Raw genomic sequence first — 13,862 nt, 5'->3', positions numbered from 1 at the left:
TTCGCCCGCCGCCGCCCCCTGTCCCTGGCGCCCCGGCCCCCCGCTTCCGACGCGCGGACCCCGCGGCCCGAGGCTCCCCAGCCCAGCCCAGCCCAGCCCAGGCCCCCACCCGCACCCCCAGCCCCCCGACCGGACGGTTCAGACTGCCGTGTCCGCCGCCCCGCCGTCGGCCCCCGCCAGCGCGCCCGCCGGGTCGTCGTCCGCCGGTCCGGCAGGCACCCAACGACCGCGCTCCTTGCGGTAGGGCCACCACCGCCCGTTCCGGTCCAGCCGGAGCTGGAGGTCGGCGCCCGCGACGGTCCACCGGGCCCGGCCGCTCGCCCGCAGGGCCGGCCGCTCGCCCGCCTCCCACGCCTCGCCGAGCCGGGCACGGGCCCGCCCCAGGTCCTGCGGGTCCGGCGTCCATTCCTCGTCCAGCACGGCGAGTGCCGCGACCCCGCCGTACCGCCAGGCGCGGACCGCCGCGGGCAGGTCCGCGGCCGGGCGGCCGGATCCCGCGGCCAGGCGGGCCCCGATGCGCGGCTCCGGCCGGGTGTCCGCGGCGAGCCGTACCGCGTCCTGCCGCGGAGTCAACTCGACCGGGAGCGGCTGTCCTTCGTGCCCCGGGGCCAGCGCGTCCAGCAGCATCCGGTGCGCCCGTACCGCGCTGTCGGCCGCCAGCACCTGCAGCGCCACCGGGTCGACCCCGGGCGCGGGGGCGGTAGCCGTGTCCAGCGCAGGCCCGAGCCCCGGTTCATCGGGGGCCGGTGGGGGAGTGGGGAGCGGCGGCAGGATTCCGGCAGCCGCGAACGCCTCGGCGGCCGGGACTCCGTGCACCTCCCGCTCCCCGTCGTCCGCCGCCTCTCGCTCCCCGTCGCCCGGCCGGACCGCGCGGGCGGCGCTGCGCACCTGGAGTTCGTCCAGCAGCCGCTGCTCCTCGCGCCCCCGCATCAGCAGCAGGACGAACGGGTCCTCGTCCAGCAGGCGCGCCACCTGGTAGCAGAGGGCGCCCGAGTGCGGGCAGTGGTCCCAGGTCCCACAGGTGCACTCCGGCTCCAGATCCCCGATGCCGGGCAGCAGCTCGACACCGGCGCCCGCCGCGTCCTCCACCAGATGCGGCGGCATCTCCCGGTCCAGCAGCGCCGCGATGTGCCCCGCCCGGTCCACGGCCATATCCAGGAACCGGTCCCAGGCGCCCGTGCCGAGCTGCTGGAGCAGGACATCGCTGCGGTAGGCCGTGCCGTCGCGGTCCCGGACCACGGCTGTGATCCGCCCCGGCCGTACGGAGACCGCCCCGACCCTGCCCTCCCGGGCCAGCCGCCGGCCCTGCTTGAGCTGCTGGCCGTCCAGCGCGGTGTCCTCCAGGGCCTTGAGCCACGCCAGCCCCCACCAGGACGTCGCGAAACCCCGGCCCTGCGCAGGGGAAAACGCCGCGAACACCCGCTCCGCCCCGCGTCGGCCGTCCCGCGACGCCCCGTCGCCGCCCCCGTCGGAGGCGGCCGCGTCGCTCGTCCCGTACTCCGCCCCGTACGCGTAGTCGTCCTCGTCCTCGTAGTCATCGCTCATCGTGCGCCCCTTCGCAGCTCGACCAGGTTGGCCAGTTCCGCATCGGTCAGTTCGGTCAGTGCCGCCTCGCCCGAGCCGAGCACCGCGTCCGCGAGTCCCTGCTTGCGGGCGAGCATCTCGGAGATCCGGTCCTCGATCGTTCCCTCGGCGATCAGCCGGTGCACCTGCACCGGCTGGGTCTGCCCGATGCGGTAGGCCCGGTCCGTCGCCTGCGCCTCGACCGCCGGGTTCCACCAGCGGTCGAAGTGCACGACATGACCGGCCCGGGTGAGGTTGAGCCCGGTGCCCGCAGCCTTGAGGGACAGCAGGAACACCGGGGCATCGCCCGCCTGGAAGCGGTTCACCATCTCCTCGCGCCGGGCCACGGGCGTACCGCCGTGCAGGAACTGCGTATCCACTCCGCGCGCGGCCAGGTGTTCCTCCAACAGCCGGGCCATCTGCACGTACTGCGTGAAGACCAGCACCGAACCCTGCTCGGCCAGGATCGTGTCCAGGAGTTCGTCCAGCAGCTCGACCTTCCCCGACCGGTCCGCGATCCGCGGCTGTTCCTCCTTGAGGTACTGCGCCGGGTGGTTGCAGATCTGCTTCAGCGCCGTCAGCAGCTTCATCACGAGACCCCGGCGCTCGAAGCCGTCGGCGGCGGAGATCTCCGCCAGGGTCTCGCGGACCACCGCCTCGTACAGGCCGGTCTGTTCCGGCGTCAGCGACACGGCCCGGTCGGTCTCGGTCTTCGGCGGCAGCTCCGGAGCGATCCCCGGATCGGACTTCCGGCGGCGCAGCAGGAACGGCCGCACCAGCGCCGCGAGCCGCTCGGCCGCGCCCGGGTCGCTGCCGCTCTCGACCGCTGCCGCGTACCGCGTACGGAAGGCGCCGAGCCGGCCGAGCAGACCGGGTGTCGTCCAGTCCAGGATCGCCCACAGCTCGGAGAGGTTGTTCTCGACGGGGGTGCCGGTGAGCGCGACCCGGGCCCGGGCCCCGATGGTCCGCAGCTGCTTGGCCGTCGCGGAGTGCGGATTCTTGACGTGCTGCGCCTCGTCGATGACGACCATGCCCCAGGACGCGGCGGCGAGCCGGGGCGCGTCGAGGCGCATCGTGCCGTACGTCGTCAGAACGAACTCGCCGTCCACCACGCCTTCCAGAGAACGCGACGCGCCGTGGAAGCGGCGTACGGGGGTGCCCGGCGCGAACCTCTCGATCTCCCGCTGCCAGTTGCCCATCAAAGATGTCGGGCACACCACCAGCGTCGGGCCGGCCGCGTCGCGGTCGCTCTGCCGGTGCAGATGCAGGGCGATGAGCGTGATCGTCTTGCCGAGGCCCATGTCGTCGGCGAGGCAGCCGCCGAGGCCGAGCGAGGTCATGGTGTTCAGCCAGTTCAGGCCGCGCAGCTGGTAGTCGCGCAAGGTCGCGGTGAGCGTCTCGGGCTGTCCGATCGACTGCTGGGCGGCGGACTCCGGGTCGGCCAGCCGGTCCCGCAACCGCTGGAGCCAGCCGGTCGCCGCCACTTCGACGCGACGGCCGTCCACCTCCGTCGAACCGGTCAGCACCGCGCCGAGAGCGTCGATCGGGGTGACCTTGCGGTCCTGGGTGTCCCGGGCGCGGCGCGCCTCCTCGGGGTCGATGAGCACCCACTGGTCGCGCAGCCGCACGATGGGCCGGGTGGACTCGGCGAGCCGGTCCAGCTCCTCGCGGGTCAGCTTCTGGTCGCCGAGTGCGAACCGCCAGTCGAACGACAGCAGTGCGTCGGCGGAGAGGAACGAGGGCACGTCCGCGGCGGTGCGTCCCCGCGTCCCGGCCTCCTGCCCGACGCCTTCCCGGTCCGTGGAGTCCCGGTCGTCCGGGCCGATCACGGCGCGCGCGGTGAGCTTCCTGGCCAGTTCCCTGGGCCAGTGCACCTGTACTCCGGCGGCGGCCAGGGCGCGCGAGGCCGACCCCAACAGCTCGGCGATCTCCTCGTCGGCCGGTTCCACCGAGTCCGGCACCGCGGCGGAGAGCAACGGCGCCAGCGGCGGCCAGGCGCGGGCGGCCCGGCGCAGGGTGAGGAGGGCGTCCATCCGGGCCCGGACCCCGAACGCGGCGGCGGTCCGCGAGTCGCCCGCCCACACCTCGGCCGCGTCGGCGACGAGGGAGGGATCGCTGACACTGTGGATCTGCAGCACGGCACGGAACGAGGGGGCGGCCAGCTCCGGACCGGCCAGCTCCGGACCGGACCCCGCACCCACCGCCCCCGGGCCCGATCCCGGGCCCATCGCTTCCGGGGTGGCCTCGGGGCCCGCCTCCGTGCCGCTCCGCCGCGAGGCCACACCCGCGACCTCGATACGCAAGGAGAGCCGCACGCCCGCGTCGTGACCGGCCGCCACATCGGCCGCCCAGGCCCGTCCCGCGGGCAGGTGCTGAGGCTCCTGGGAGGTGAACGCGGGACCTGAGGTGGCGAATCCTGCGGCCGGCGTACGGGGCATCGCGTCGGCGACGGCATCGAGGAACGCGCGCAGCAGGCGTTCCGGTTCGGGCAGCAACGTTTCGCCGACGGCGCTGAGGCGGCCGAGCACTTCGCGCTGGGCGGGGGTCGCGTGGGCGGCCGGCGGCATCGACGCCGCCAGTTCCCGGATCCGTTCGAGGTCGTCGGCGTTCAACGGCCCGATCCGCCAGGCGTCGTGGTCGCTATCGCTCAGCCCTGGCAACAGGAGGCCGCGTGCGACGAACTGGAGAGCGAGAAGCGCGGCGGCGCCCCAGAAGGCGGTGGCGGGTGAGGCACCCGCGACGGCGCGTGCCCGGGTCAGCAACGGCAGGGCGTCCCGCACGGGGAGGTACTGCGCCGTCACCGTACGGGGTCGCAGGTCGGTTCCGATGACGGTCAGCTCCGACAAAGGCCCGGGAGTGTCGGAAGGGGTGCTACCGTCCGGGTTCCAGAACGCGATCCTGCCGGTACGGGCTGGATCCGCGGGGACGAAGACTGCGGAGCAGCGAGCCAGTTCGGCGATCTCGGAGGGCGTTGCCGCAGGGTGCCTGTGCACAGCGATGTCAGATTCCTCAAATTTGACTAGTGGGCGGAGTCGCCGAGGGTACTCCACTTCGAGCGGCGACAGGCCGTCGGGTCATGTGGTGTGCGTCACTCCTTCTCCTTGCCTGGCCCAATGGTGCAGCCAGCCCCACCCTCGGGCACGGGGGCCTGCCCCAGGGGAACCAGGGTGGTGGCGCCATGGCCCGCACCCGCCCCCGGTCCGTACGTTCCATGAGGTCAGCGCATATGTTCCAGAGACCGGAGACGTCATGCCCCAGGCGACAGCCACTGTTGCGGATCCCGCCGACGAAAGCAGCCCCGACCGTCCGGCCGACGTTCGCGGGGCGGCGGCCGGGAGCGACTTCGCGCCGCTGCTGCGCGCCGTGCGGGACCAGGGACTGCTGGAGCGCCGCACGGACCGGTATGTGCTCGGTATCGCCGCCAATCTGGCGGCCCTGGGCGCGGTGATCACCGGATTCGTCCTGCTGGGCGACACTTGGTGGAGCCTGCTTCTCACCCTGCCGCTGGCGGTCTTCTGGACCCGTACGGCTTTCGTCGCCCATGACGCCGGGCACGCCCAGATATCCGGCGACCGCAGGACGAGCAGGCTGATCGGTCTCGTACACGCCAATCTGCTCCTCGGTATGAACGAGGCATGGTGGAACGACAAGCACGTACGCCACCACGCCAACCCCAACCACATCGACAAGGATCCCGATGTCGGTGTCGGCGCCCTGGTCTGGACCCAGAAACAGGCGGCGCAGCGTGAGGGGTTCGCCCGCTGGCTCACCAGGAACCAGGCGCGGCTGTTCTTCCCGATGCTCCTGCTCGAAGGCATCGCCCTGAAGATCTACGGATTCCAGTTCCTGCGCCGCCAGCCCCTCCGGGAGCGGGCCGTCTCGGGGCTGCTGCTGACCGCGCACTTCGCCCTCTACGCGACGCTGCTGCTCAGCACACTGTCCCCGGGCAAGGCGATCGTCTTCGCACTGGTGCTGCACGCGCTGTTCGGCCTCCACCTGGGCATGGCCTTCGCCCCGAACCACAAGGGGATGGAGATGCCCGACCCCGACGGCGAGCGCTGGGGCCACCTCCAGCGACAGGTCCTGACCTCGCGCAACGTACGCGGCGCCGCCCTGACCGACTGGTTCCTCGGGGGGCTGAACTACCAGATCGAGCACCACCTCTTCCCGAGCATGCCCCGCCCCAATCTGCGCCTCGCCCAGCCCCTGGTCAAGGCGCACTGCTCCGGTATCGGCATGCCGTACGCGGAGACCGGCCTGATCGAGTCCTACCGGCAGGCGCTGTCTCATATGCACGAGGTCGGCGAACCGCTGCGCTAGCGCGGCCGACGGGGAACGTTGGAGCGTGCGGACGCGTTGACACAACCAGGAGCGGCGCCGGCCGCGAAGGAGGCGTGGACCATGTCGAATGGTGCGAAGGTCGCTATCGGGGGAGTGCTCGCGGCAGCCATCCTGTGGCCCCTGATCGGATTCTGGTGGGCGATGCTGATCGTGATCGGCGTTCCCGTGGCGGGCTATCTGCTGCTGGACCCGTCCCAGCGACGCAGGCTCCGCAGGATCAACCGCAAGCAGATCGGCCGCTGAGCCCGGATCGCCCCGGGTGATCCGACGAGGATGTCACGCGGGGCGGGCGGCCAACCCGTCGAGGGCCGGGAGCAGTCCGGGCAGCGCGGCTCCGCGCCTGACAGGAATGACCGTGCTGGGCTCCTCGTCCAGCAGGAACAGAGCTATGTCGTCGGTCCGGGCCACCATCGACCACCCCGGGCCGTCGACGCGCAGGGTGCGTGCGTCGGCCGAGGCGTACGAGGACCGGATCCGCCCGGGCGGCGGAGCCTTCGTATAGGCGGTCGCCTCCGACAGGGCCCTGCGGACACCGGGGTGCCGGAGGGCTGTGGAGGGCTCGCCGTCCTGCTCTCCCGCAGTGTCGCTCTGCTGGTCAGGACGAGCCCGTGGCCCTCATACGGTTCGAGCGCGAGCATGCCGCACGCTGCCACGTAGTCGTCCCCCAGCACGCCACGCTGCCACGTAGTCGTCCCCCAGCACGCTGGGAAACCGTGCGGCCGTCAGCATCATCGCGGTGAGCACCAGTAGCGCGTCGTCGGCGACCGCATCGTCCGCACCGGCCGCGGTGTCCTCCCCATCGCTCATCGCCCGCCTCCTCATCGCGCGGTCCGGCGTCCCTCGGTCCGTCGGCGCACCTTGAAGCCGAAGGCCCGGGCGCGAGGAAGGCCTCGGCGTAAGATTGGACGTCCGGCCGAGCGAGGGGACAGCGTGGTGAAGCGGTATGACCGGCTGAAAGAGATTCAGCGACTCGACCCCGAGCGGGACTTCCTGGAGATCTACCGTCTCACCGTCACCCACGAGTTTCCCTGGGACATCGCCCGCGCCCTCGAGCTGGCTCTGTACCGCACCTACGCCGTGCCCAGCATCGGCCGACTCCTCGACGAGACGGCGGAGTTGACGGAGCGCTCCCAGAAACGCTACGACGACACCGCCCTGCTGCTCGATACGGTGGTGGAGCACGGCTTCGACACCGACGAAGGCCGCACCGCCGTCCGCCGGATCAACGGGATGCACCGCAGCTACGACATCAGCGACGACGACATGCGTTACGTCCTGTGCACGTTCGTCGTCACTCCGAAGCGCTGGCTGGACAGCTTCGGCTGGCGACGTCTGTGCTGCCACGAGCGGGGCGCCTTCGCTGCCTACTACCGCACGCTCGGTGCTCATATGGGGATCAAGGACGCTCCCGAGACCTACGAGGACTTCGAGCGCACCCTCGACGCCTACGAGCACGAGCATTTCGGCTGGGACGAAGGAGCCCGCCGGGTAGCCGACGCGACCCTGGCGCTGATGGCGTCCTGGTACCCGGCGCCCCTCGCCCCGCTGGTGCGCGGCGCCAGCCTCGCGCTCCTGGACGACTCGTTGCTCGGCGCGTTCCGCTACCGCCGCCCTGGGCCGGTGGCCCGCGGAGTGACCAGGGGCGCGCTCAGGCTCCGGGCTGGTGCCGTCCGGCTCCTGCCGCCCCGGAGGACGCCCCACTACGCGCGCCAGAACCCCGAGATCAAGGGATATCCGAACGGGTACGAGATCGCGGAGCTCGGTACGTTCCCCACGCCGGGCGTCCGTGGCTGCCCGGTTCCAGGCCGCCGCCCGTCGCAGTCCCCCGCCGAGTGACGCGACGCGCCCCAGCCGGATCATGCGCGGGGCCGCCACGGCAGAGCCTGGCTGGGACGCTTTTCGCGTACGGCGGGGAGCCCGGCCGTGCCCTCGGCCTCAGGGCTGCCTGACGGCGAGGGCGAGAAAGCGGCCGTCCTCGTCCGTGTAGGACTCCAGCCGCCACCCCGCACCCGCCAGCAGCACGCGCAGCCTCGGCTCGGCCCGCAGGTCGTCGTCGGTGACGGTCCGTCCCTGGCGCGCGGCGAGGGCGGCCCGGCCGATCGGGTGGAACAGAGCCAGGACCCCGCCCGGCCGGACCACGCGGGCGAGTTCCGCCGCATCGGCCTCGGGGTGGGCCAGATGAGAGATCAGCCCCGCTCCGAACACCGCGTCCAGGACTCGGTCACGCAGCGGCAGCCGCGCGACGTCGGCGCGGACGAGCGTCCCACTGTTCCCTCGTCCCGCCCGCACCGCGGCCTCCAGCATGGCCGGGGTCAGGTCGGCCCCCAGCACCGTGCCCTCCGGCCCGACCGCGGCCCGCAGCGCGGGCAGCGCGCGCCCCGTCCCGCAGCCCGCGTCGAGCACGGCATCGCCGGGACGCAGCCCGAGCAGTCCGGCCGCGGTGGCGTAGGCAGGGCCGTCGTCGGGGAACCGGCTGTCCCAGCCGGCCGCACGCGGAGTGAAGAAGTCCAGGACGTGATGGGTGTGGTCGTCGGTCATGGAGACATGATCGCGCGACCGACGGGGGGCATGCCATCACGGAACCCGATCTGTCCGGTCAGACGTTGACGCCATAGTCCGAGGCGATGCCCGCCGGACCGGAGGCGTAACCCTGACCGACGGCCCGGAACTCCCCCTCGGTGCCGCGCCGGTACGGCTCGCCGAAGACCATCGCGGTCTCGATGAGGCGTCCTCGCTCAGGCCGTAGCGGGCGAGCTCCACGCCGTTGGCCCCACGATCTTCGCGATTCCGGCGGGGACCGACGACAGGTCGACCTCGACCGACTCGTCGTCTCCCTCGCCCTCACCCGTCAGGTTGTCACCGGTGTGGCGGACGGAACCGTCGGGGTTGTTGAGGTTGTTGTAGAGCCACGCCGCCCGTTCCGGGCAGCAGAAAACAACCAGTGGGGGGGCCCTGGCCCTGGCGGTGGGGGCCGGGTCGGTCAGCGAAATCCGCCCGCTGTACTCGGAGGGAGACGCTGGGCGAGAGGGGCGGACCCAGGACCGACCGCACCGACGAGGCGGAGCGGAGCGCCACCACGACCGTAGCGATGGATTTCGGCCATATCACCGCCCACTCGGGCCTGACGCTCCACCTGTTCGGCACGCCAGGACAGGACCGCTTCCGATTTCTCTGGGACGAGCTGTACCAGGGCACCCTCGCGGCGATCGTGCTCGCGGACACGCGACACCTCGGGGACTGCTTCACCGCCGTCGACTACTTCGAGCGCGGGCGGATTCCGTTCGTCGTCGCCGTCAACCGGTTCCCCGACGCTCCTGACGACACTGAGCTGGACTTCGCGCGGATGCTCGACCTCCGACCGTGGCACTCCGGTCGTGCTGTGCGACGCCCGCGACCGGGCATCCGGAAAAGAAGTCCTGATCCGTACGGTCGAGCACGCCGGACGCGTGCACGCCGCCCGGCTCCTCGACTCCGTCGGCTGACGGCCCGGCATCGCGATCCGTCCGTCGGCCGACCATGTCGGCCATCGCGACCACCTTGTCGTCCGCACCCGTACGACCAGTTCGCCGAGCACGCCGTTGCGCCGGCCGAACTCCTCGGCGGCGTCGGCGTCCACGTAACGGTGCGCGATCAACGTCGCCCACCGCAGCAGTTCCCCGGGCTCCGTGCTCAGCTCGGCATACCCCTGCACCACCGCGAACGCGTACGGAGGCCGGTCGTCGTCGACGCAGAGGGAGCCCCGCCCGTCGCGTGCGAGGTCGCGCCGCTTCGCGCTCTCCTCGCCGGTGCTGAAGACCACGGAGTCGCCGTCGAGACGGAAGCACATGGACGCGATGTGCGGACTGCCGTCGGCCCGCACCGTCGAAACCTTCGCCGTGCGCGTGCCCTTCGAGAGGGCGGCCCGCCCTTCTTCTTCGGTCCTGTGGTGTGCCATGGGTCCATCCCGGGCCCGATCCCCGCATGGCGCGAAGCGGAGCCCCCAGAGGGGAGGGGCGCTTGCCCCCGCGGGGCCGTTGCGCAAGGCTTACGCGCGTAGCGGGGCACGAGGGTACGGGGAGGACGAGCACATGCCGCTTGACCGGGGACTTGACTGGCTCCTTGACGATCTCACCCGCAGGGTGCAATTCATACGGCATGCCCTGGTGCTGTCGAACGATGGACTGGTCACCGGGGCCAGCACCGGGCTCGCCCGTGAGGACGCGGAACACCTGGCGGCGGTCTCCTCCGGTCTGCAGAGCCTGGCGCGCGGCTCGGGGCGCCACTTCCGGGCGGGCCGGGCGCGTCAGACCATGGTCGAGTTCGATGAGGCACTGCTCTTCGTGACGGCCGCCGGCGACGGCAGCTGTCTGTGCGTACTGACCGCGGCCGAAGCCGATGTCGGCCAGGTCGCCTACGAGATGACCCTGCTCGTCAACCGGGTCGGCGAACACCTCGGAGTCTCCGTTCGTCAGGGCGGTCCCGAAGACATCGGACCCTTCTGACCTGACCTGACCTGACCTGACCTGCACTTCCCGTCGCCGGAGAAGAGTTATCCACAGGGGTGACGGGCGGTGACTCCCTCGGGCTATCGTCATCACGGAGAGTGATCGAGCCGATGGGGGAGGACAGTCATGACGGTCAAGGAAGTGTTCCGAGCACACGCCGGGGCCCAGGTCGCGGACACCAGGGCCCAGGCCGCGCGGGCCGGCACCCGCGGCCCACGGGCCAACGACACGAGCGTGCGGGGCGATGCCCATGCCGGGGACGCCGGCACGGCGGTGGAGGGCGAAGGCGGGCCAACCGCGTCCGCCGCCCCCGCGGCGACGGTCGCGGCCGGGCGCGCGGCCCAGGAGCTGGGCATCCGGCGTGCGGAGTTCGAGCTCGCGGTACACCTCGGGCTGATCGCCGTCGCCGCCGCACCGGGCGGTGGGCGGCCAAGGGTGCACGAGGAGGAGATCGCGCGCCTGCGGGAGCAGCCGGGCTTTCCCGATGGCCTGGCGGAGCGGGTCCGCACCGTCGGAACAGCGGAGGGAGCGGCCCTGCTGGATATCGCCCCGGCGCGGTTGACCCGGCTTGCCCGGGCAGGCTGCCTCTCACCGGTCACGTTCTATCTGAACCGGTACCGCGCGGTGGTCTGGCTCTACCTCGCGGACGAGCTTGCCGCCTTTGCGGCCCGGGAACCCGACCTGCTGGCCGGACGGACTCCGTTGGGGATGCGCTCGATGCTCGAGTCGGGCGTCGACTGGCGGCCGCGCAACTGGCGCTCGCAGCGCATCGAGCGGCTATTGAACCGCACGAGGGACCCCTGGGCGCGAACGGCGGTCCAGGCGTCGGCACTGGACCCCGTTCAACTGGCGGAAGTGGTGGACGACCCCTATGAACGCGCCTATCTCGTGCGGGTCCGGCCGGAGCCGGTCTTCGGACGCCCGGGCTCCATGGCGGCGAGGGAGGCTATGGGGGAGCTGATGCTGGCCGATCACCCCGACGAAATTCTCTGGCGGCGAGTCAACCTGACGCTCGAACTGGACGGGGCACGCGAGGACCGGCCGGCCCCGCGCCCCGGGGACGACGGTGCAATCCGAGCGGCGCCCGCCGTCCGGACCGGCGCCGGCACCCGTACGGTGACCGCGGCACCCGCCGCCGAGCCGGCTCCGCCGCCCGCCGGCTACGGGGCGCCAGGCTCCGCCGCGGCGGGTGCACCGACCGGAAAGGGGCTGCTCGCAAGGCTGGGATGGCGTGGGCGCGGAGCCGGATAGGTGCTCGCGCCGAACGTTCGGATGGGCCATGCTGTCCGCATGTTGATCAGGGAAGCAACCTCCGAGGACTGGCCTGCCATCTGGCCGTTCTTTCATTCGATCGTCTCCGCGGGCGAGACGCTCACCTATCCACTCGATCTCGGTGAGGAGGACGCCGAGGGATGGTGGTTCGTCGCAGCGCCGAGCCGAGTGGTCGTCGCCGTGGACGATGCCGGGGCCGTGCTGGGCACGGCGAAGATGAACCGCAACCACATGGGCAACGGAGCGCACATAGCCAGCGCCACGTACATGGTCGACCCCGCTCACTCCGGCCGGGGAGCGGGGCGCGCGCTGTGCGAGTACTCGGTCGACTGGGCTCGCGCCCAGGGTTATCGGGCCATGCAGTTCAACGCGGTGGTCGAGACCAACACCCATGCCGTCAAGCTGTACCGCTCGATCGGCTTCGACGTGATCGGAACCCTTCCGGAGGGCTTCAACCACCCGACCGAGGGCTATGTGGGGCTGCACATCATGCACAAGGCACTGTGACGACAGAGCGACTCCGCAGCGCCACGCTCTCACCTGCTGGTGTGAGCACGGAGATCAGCCGCAGGGGTGATCCGCTGTCGGCCCCAGCTCCGGGCCCGGCAGCGTTCGACCCGCCGGGCCGGCGTCCGCCGCGCCGCTCGCGGAGACCCCCGGGACGACAGTCCCGGCCCAGGAGGCAGCCGTCCACCCAAGGTCCGGTGAGCCCTCGACCACCACCACGCCCGTGTTCTCCAGGCTGTGTTCGGCGGCGAACCCGACTGTGACGTTCCGTGCGCGGGCGGCCGTCCACACCCGGATGGCGGCACCATGACTGACGAGCGCCACGGTCCCGCCCTCCCCGGCGCCCGCTGCCTCGGCCACCACGGCTTCGAAGCGGGCCAGCGCCTCCGTTCCGCTCTCGCCCCCCGGCATCCGGCGGTCGATGTCCCCGGCGGACCAGGCGAAGGCGGTCGTCAGGTACTGCCGGACCGCGTCCTCGTCGGCCCGCATCTCCAGGTCACCGGCCGACAGTTCGCGGATTCCGTCACGGATCCGGACCTCGATGCCGCGCTCCGCGGCGAGGGGTGCGGCCGTGAGTTGCGTACGGATCAGGGTGGAGGCGTACAAGGAGGCGATGTCCTCCCCGGTGAGTGCCCCGGGGAGGGCCGCTGCCTGCCGCAGCCCGAGGTCGGTGAGGCCGGGACCTGGCCGGGCGGTGTCCAGGAAGTGGCCGACATTGGACGGTGTCTGGCCGTGACGGATCAGCAGCAATCGCATAGAACGGGTCATGCTCCAGGATCGGGCGCGCGGGTGGCGGCACATAGGTGCGCAGTCCATCCTCTCATTCGGCCGGACCGGAGGGCAGCGAGGCGTGGGGCCCGCCCGCATTGCCGGAAGTAGCGCGGCTGTGCCTGGAGTTGGTTCGGCGGGTTACGCATGGGGCGACTGCGCCGTTCCTGGACGATGGCAGTACTGTGCGCCCCATCGCCATTCGGGCGATGAGACGTATCTGGAGGAAGAAACCATGACCATACCCAGGAGATCGTGGCGTGGCGCGGGAGCACTCGTGGCCGCTGCGGTCGTCGGTCTGACCGGAGGCGTCATCTCCGCCGGTCCGGCCGCGGCTCACACCCCCACCTGGGCCGTGACCTGCTCCGAGGTGACTGTTGACCTCACCAACTACACGAGCGATGTCCCCAACACGGTGACCGTCACGGTGGACGGCAAGGGCCTGCTGCCCACCGAGACGTTCGGCCGTGAGTTCCACAAGAAGCTGACGCTCCCCGAGCACGACGAGCCGCTGACCGTCCGACTGGTCGTCAAGGCCGCCGACGGCGAAGGCAAGCACTCCATCGACGAGACGAAGACGGCGGAGGTGTGCGACGAGGAGCCCAGCCCCACGCCGCCGACCCCGACCCCGACCCCGACCGAGTCGGTCCCGGGCGAGCCGACCCCGTCGGAGACGCCGTCCACCGGGACGCCCGAGCCGAGTGCCACCCCGAGCCAGCAGCCCTCGGAGTCCGCGCCCGCCGCGCCCGCCCCGAGCCCGAGCTCGCCGGACCTGGCCGAGACCGGCTCGTCGTCGTCGACGCCGGTCATCGGTGGCGCCGCCGTCGCGGTGCTGCTGGCCGGTGGCGGCATCCTGTGGGCCGTCCGCAAGCGGCGTACCGCCCAGAACTGACGCTTCGCGGTCGAGGGGGGTGCCGCACCACCGCG

Annotated in this window: 13 protein-coding genes and 3 pseudogenes; 8 read left to right on the top strand and 8 right to left on the bottom strand. The window is 72.0% G+C overall.

Features of this window, described 5'->3' with window-relative positions:
• Positions 1–138: 138 nt before the first annotated feature.
• Both N7925_RS01025 and N7925_RS01020 read right to left on the bottom strand, forming a co-directional pair.
• Positions 139–1,545, bottom strand: a complete 1,407-nt coding sequence (locus N7925_RS01025; protein WP_274342711.1) for an SWIM zinc finger family protein — start codon at positions 1,543–1,545, stop codon at positions 139–141.
• Entirely contained in the window at positions 1,542–4,556 is a 3,015-nt protein-coding gene (locus tag N7925_RS01020; protein ID WP_274342710.1) for a DEAD/DEAH box helicase, read from the bottom strand. Before N7925_RS01020 ends, N7925_RS01025 begins: the two co-directional genes overlap by 4 nt.
• Before the next feature lie 256 nt (positions 4,557–4,812).
• On the opposite strand from N7925_RS01020, the gene N7925_RS01015 reads away from it, so the two are divergent.
• Positions 4,813–5,883, top strand: a complete 1,071-nt coding sequence (locus N7925_RS01015) for a fatty acid desaturase family protein (protein WP_265597580.1) — start codon at positions 4,813–4,815, stop codon at positions 5,881–5,883.
• Positions 5,884–5,964: 81 nt separating this feature from the next.
• Positions 5,965–6,147, top strand: a complete 183-nt coding sequence (locus N7925_RS01010) for a hypothetical protein (protein WP_265597579.1) — start codon at positions 5,965–5,967, stop codon at positions 6,145–6,147.
• A gap of 33 nt (positions 6,148–6,180) precedes the next feature.
• Here the strand turns inward: N7925_RS01010 and N7925_RS36145 are convergent, their stop codons facing one another.
• Both N7925_RS36145 and N7925_RS36140 read right to left on the bottom strand, forming a co-directional pair.
• A complete protein-coding gene (locus N7925_RS36145) occupies positions 6,181–6,315 on the bottom strand; it encodes a hypothetical protein (RefSeq protein ID WP_416222857.1) in 135 nt (44 codons plus the stop codon).
• A gap of 204 nt (positions 6,316–6,519) precedes the next feature.
• On the bottom strand, positions 6,520–6,711 hold the full coding sequence (locus N7925_RS36140) for a hypothetical protein (RefSeq protein WP_416222856.1): 192 nt from the start codon (positions 6,709–6,711) through the stop codon (positions 6,520–6,522).
• Between the two features lie 123 nt (positions 6,712–6,834).
• Here N7925_RS36140 and N7925_RS01000 point away from each other — a divergent pair, with 123 nt between their 5' ends.
• Positions 6,835–7,740 carry an oxygenase MpaB family protein gene (locus N7925_RS01000; protein ID WP_274342709.1) on the top strand — a complete coding sequence of 302 codons (906 nt, stop codon included), beginning with the start codon at positions 6,835–6,837 and terminating at the stop codon, positions 7,738–7,740.
• Between the two features lie 99 nt (positions 7,741–7,839).
• Here N7925_RS01000 and N7925_RS00995 read toward each other — a convergent pair whose 3' ends face one another.
• A complete protein-coding gene (locus N7925_RS00995) occupies positions 7,840–8,442 on the bottom strand; it encodes a class I SAM-dependent methyltransferase (RefSeq protein ID WP_274342708.1) in 603 nt (200 codons plus the stop codon).
• Positions 8,443–8,500: 58 nt separating this feature from the next.
• A pseudogene (locus N7925_RS00990) lies at positions 8,501–8,807 on the bottom strand (TerD family protein); the annotation flags it as partial.
• 49 nt (positions 8,808–8,856) lie between these two features.
• Between N7925_RS00990 and N7925_RS00985 the strand changes: the two are divergent.
• Positions 8,857–9,386, top strand: a pseudogene (locus N7925_RS00985) (GTP-binding protein).
• A 33-nt stretch (positions 9,387–9,419) separates the two neighbouring features.
• On the opposite strand, the pseudogene N7925_RS00980 reads toward N7925_RS00985, so the two are convergent.
• Positions 9,420–9,838, bottom strand: a pseudogene (locus N7925_RS00980) (PPOX class F420-dependent oxidoreductase); the annotation flags it as partial.
• A gap of 133 nt (positions 9,839–9,971) precedes the next feature.
• Between N7925_RS00980 and N7925_RS00975 the strand changes: the two are divergent.
• From N7925_RS00975 to N7925_RS00965, 3 genes are all read left to right on the top strand, one after another.
• A complete protein-coding gene (locus N7925_RS00975; protein WP_274342707.1) occupies positions 9,972–10,385 on the top strand; it encodes a roadblock/LC7 domain-containing protein in 414 nt (137 codons plus the stop codon).
• A gap of 129 nt (positions 10,386–10,514) precedes the next feature.
• Positions 10,515–11,639 (top strand): DUF6397 family protein, encoded by a 1,125-nt coding sequence (locus tag N7925_RS00970; protein ID WP_274342706.1) that lies wholly within the window; start codon positions 10,515–10,517, stop codon positions 11,637–11,639.
• A gap of 39 nt (positions 11,640–11,678) precedes the next feature.
• Complete coding sequence (locus tag N7925_RS00965; RefSeq protein ID WP_274342705.1) at positions 11,679–12,167, top strand: GNAT family N-acetyltransferase; 489 nt, start codon at positions 11,679–11,681, stop codon at positions 12,165–12,167.
• Between the two features lie 54 nt (positions 12,168–12,221).
• On the opposite strand, the gene N7925_RS00960 is transcribed toward N7925_RS00965, so the two are convergent.
• On the bottom strand, positions 12,222–12,923 hold the full coding sequence (locus N7925_RS00960) for a histidine phosphatase family protein (protein ID WP_274346376.1): 702 nt from the start codon (positions 12,921–12,923) through the stop codon (positions 12,222–12,224).
• A 247-nt stretch (positions 12,924–13,170) separates the two neighbouring features.
• On the opposite strand from N7925_RS00960, the gene N7925_RS00955 reads away from it, so the two are divergent.
• Complete coding sequence (locus tag N7925_RS00955; RefSeq protein WP_265597573.1) at positions 13,171–13,827, top strand: LAETG motif-containing sortase-dependent surface protein; 657 nt, start codon at positions 13,171–13,173, stop codon at positions 13,825–13,827.
• Positions 13,828–13,862: the final 35 nt, after the last annotated feature.

It is taken from the genome of Streptomyces sp. CA-278952 (assembly GCF_028747205.1).
Classification (GTDB): Bacteria; Actinomycetota; Actinomycetes; order Streptomycetales; family Streptomycetaceae; genus Streptomyces.
This window is presented reverse-complemented; position numbering and strand designations above follow the sequence as displayed.

What these genes read in the sequence shown, in the direction of transcription:
- N7925_RS01025 (WP_274342711.1), bottom strand. Translation starts at nt 1,545, where the DNA reads ATGAGCGATGACTACGAGGACGAGGACGACTACGCGTACGGGGCGGAG.
- N7925_RS01015 (WP_265597580.1), top strand. Translation starts at nt 4,813, where the DNA reads ATGCCCCAGGCGACAGCCACTGTTGCGGATCCCGCCGACGAAAGCAGC.
- N7925_RS01010 (WP_265597579.1), top strand. Translation starts at nt 5,965, where the DNA reads ATGTCGAATGGTGCGAAGGTCGCTATCGGGGGAGTGCTCGCGGCAGCC.
- N7925_RS36145 (WP_416222857.1), bottom strand. Translation starts at nt 6,315, where the DNA reads ATGGTGGCCCGGACCGACGACATAGCTCTGTTCCTGCTGGACGAGGAG.
- N7925_RS36140 (WP_416222856.1), bottom strand. Translation starts at nt 6,711, where the DNA reads ATGAGCGATGGGGAGGACACCGCGGCCGGTGCGGACGATGCGGTCGCC.
- N7925_RS00995 (WP_274342708.1), bottom strand. Translation starts at nt 8,442, where the DNA reads ATGACCGACGACCACACCCATCACGTCCTGGACTTCTTCACTCCGCGT.
- N7925_RS00975 (WP_274342707.1), top strand. Translation starts at nt 9,972, where the DNA reads ATGCCGCTTGACCGGGGACTTGACTGGCTCCTTGACGATCTCACCCGC.
- N7925_RS00970 (WP_274342706.1), top strand. Translation starts at nt 10,515, where the DNA reads ATGACGGTCAAGGAAGTGTTCCGAGCACACGCCGGGGCCCAGGTCGCG.
- N7925_RS00965 (WP_274342705.1), top strand. Translation starts at nt 11,679, where the DNA reads ATGTTGATCAGGGAAGCAACCTCCGAGGACTGGCCTGCCATCTGGCCG.
- N7925_RS00960 (WP_274346376.1), bottom strand. Translation starts at nt 12,923, where the DNA reads ATGCGATTGCTGCTGATCCGTCACGGCCAGACACCGTCCAATGTCGGC.
- N7925_RS00955 (WP_265597573.1), top strand. Translation starts at nt 13,171, where the DNA reads ATGACCATACCCAGGAGATCGTGGCGTGGCGCGGGAGCACTCGTGGCC.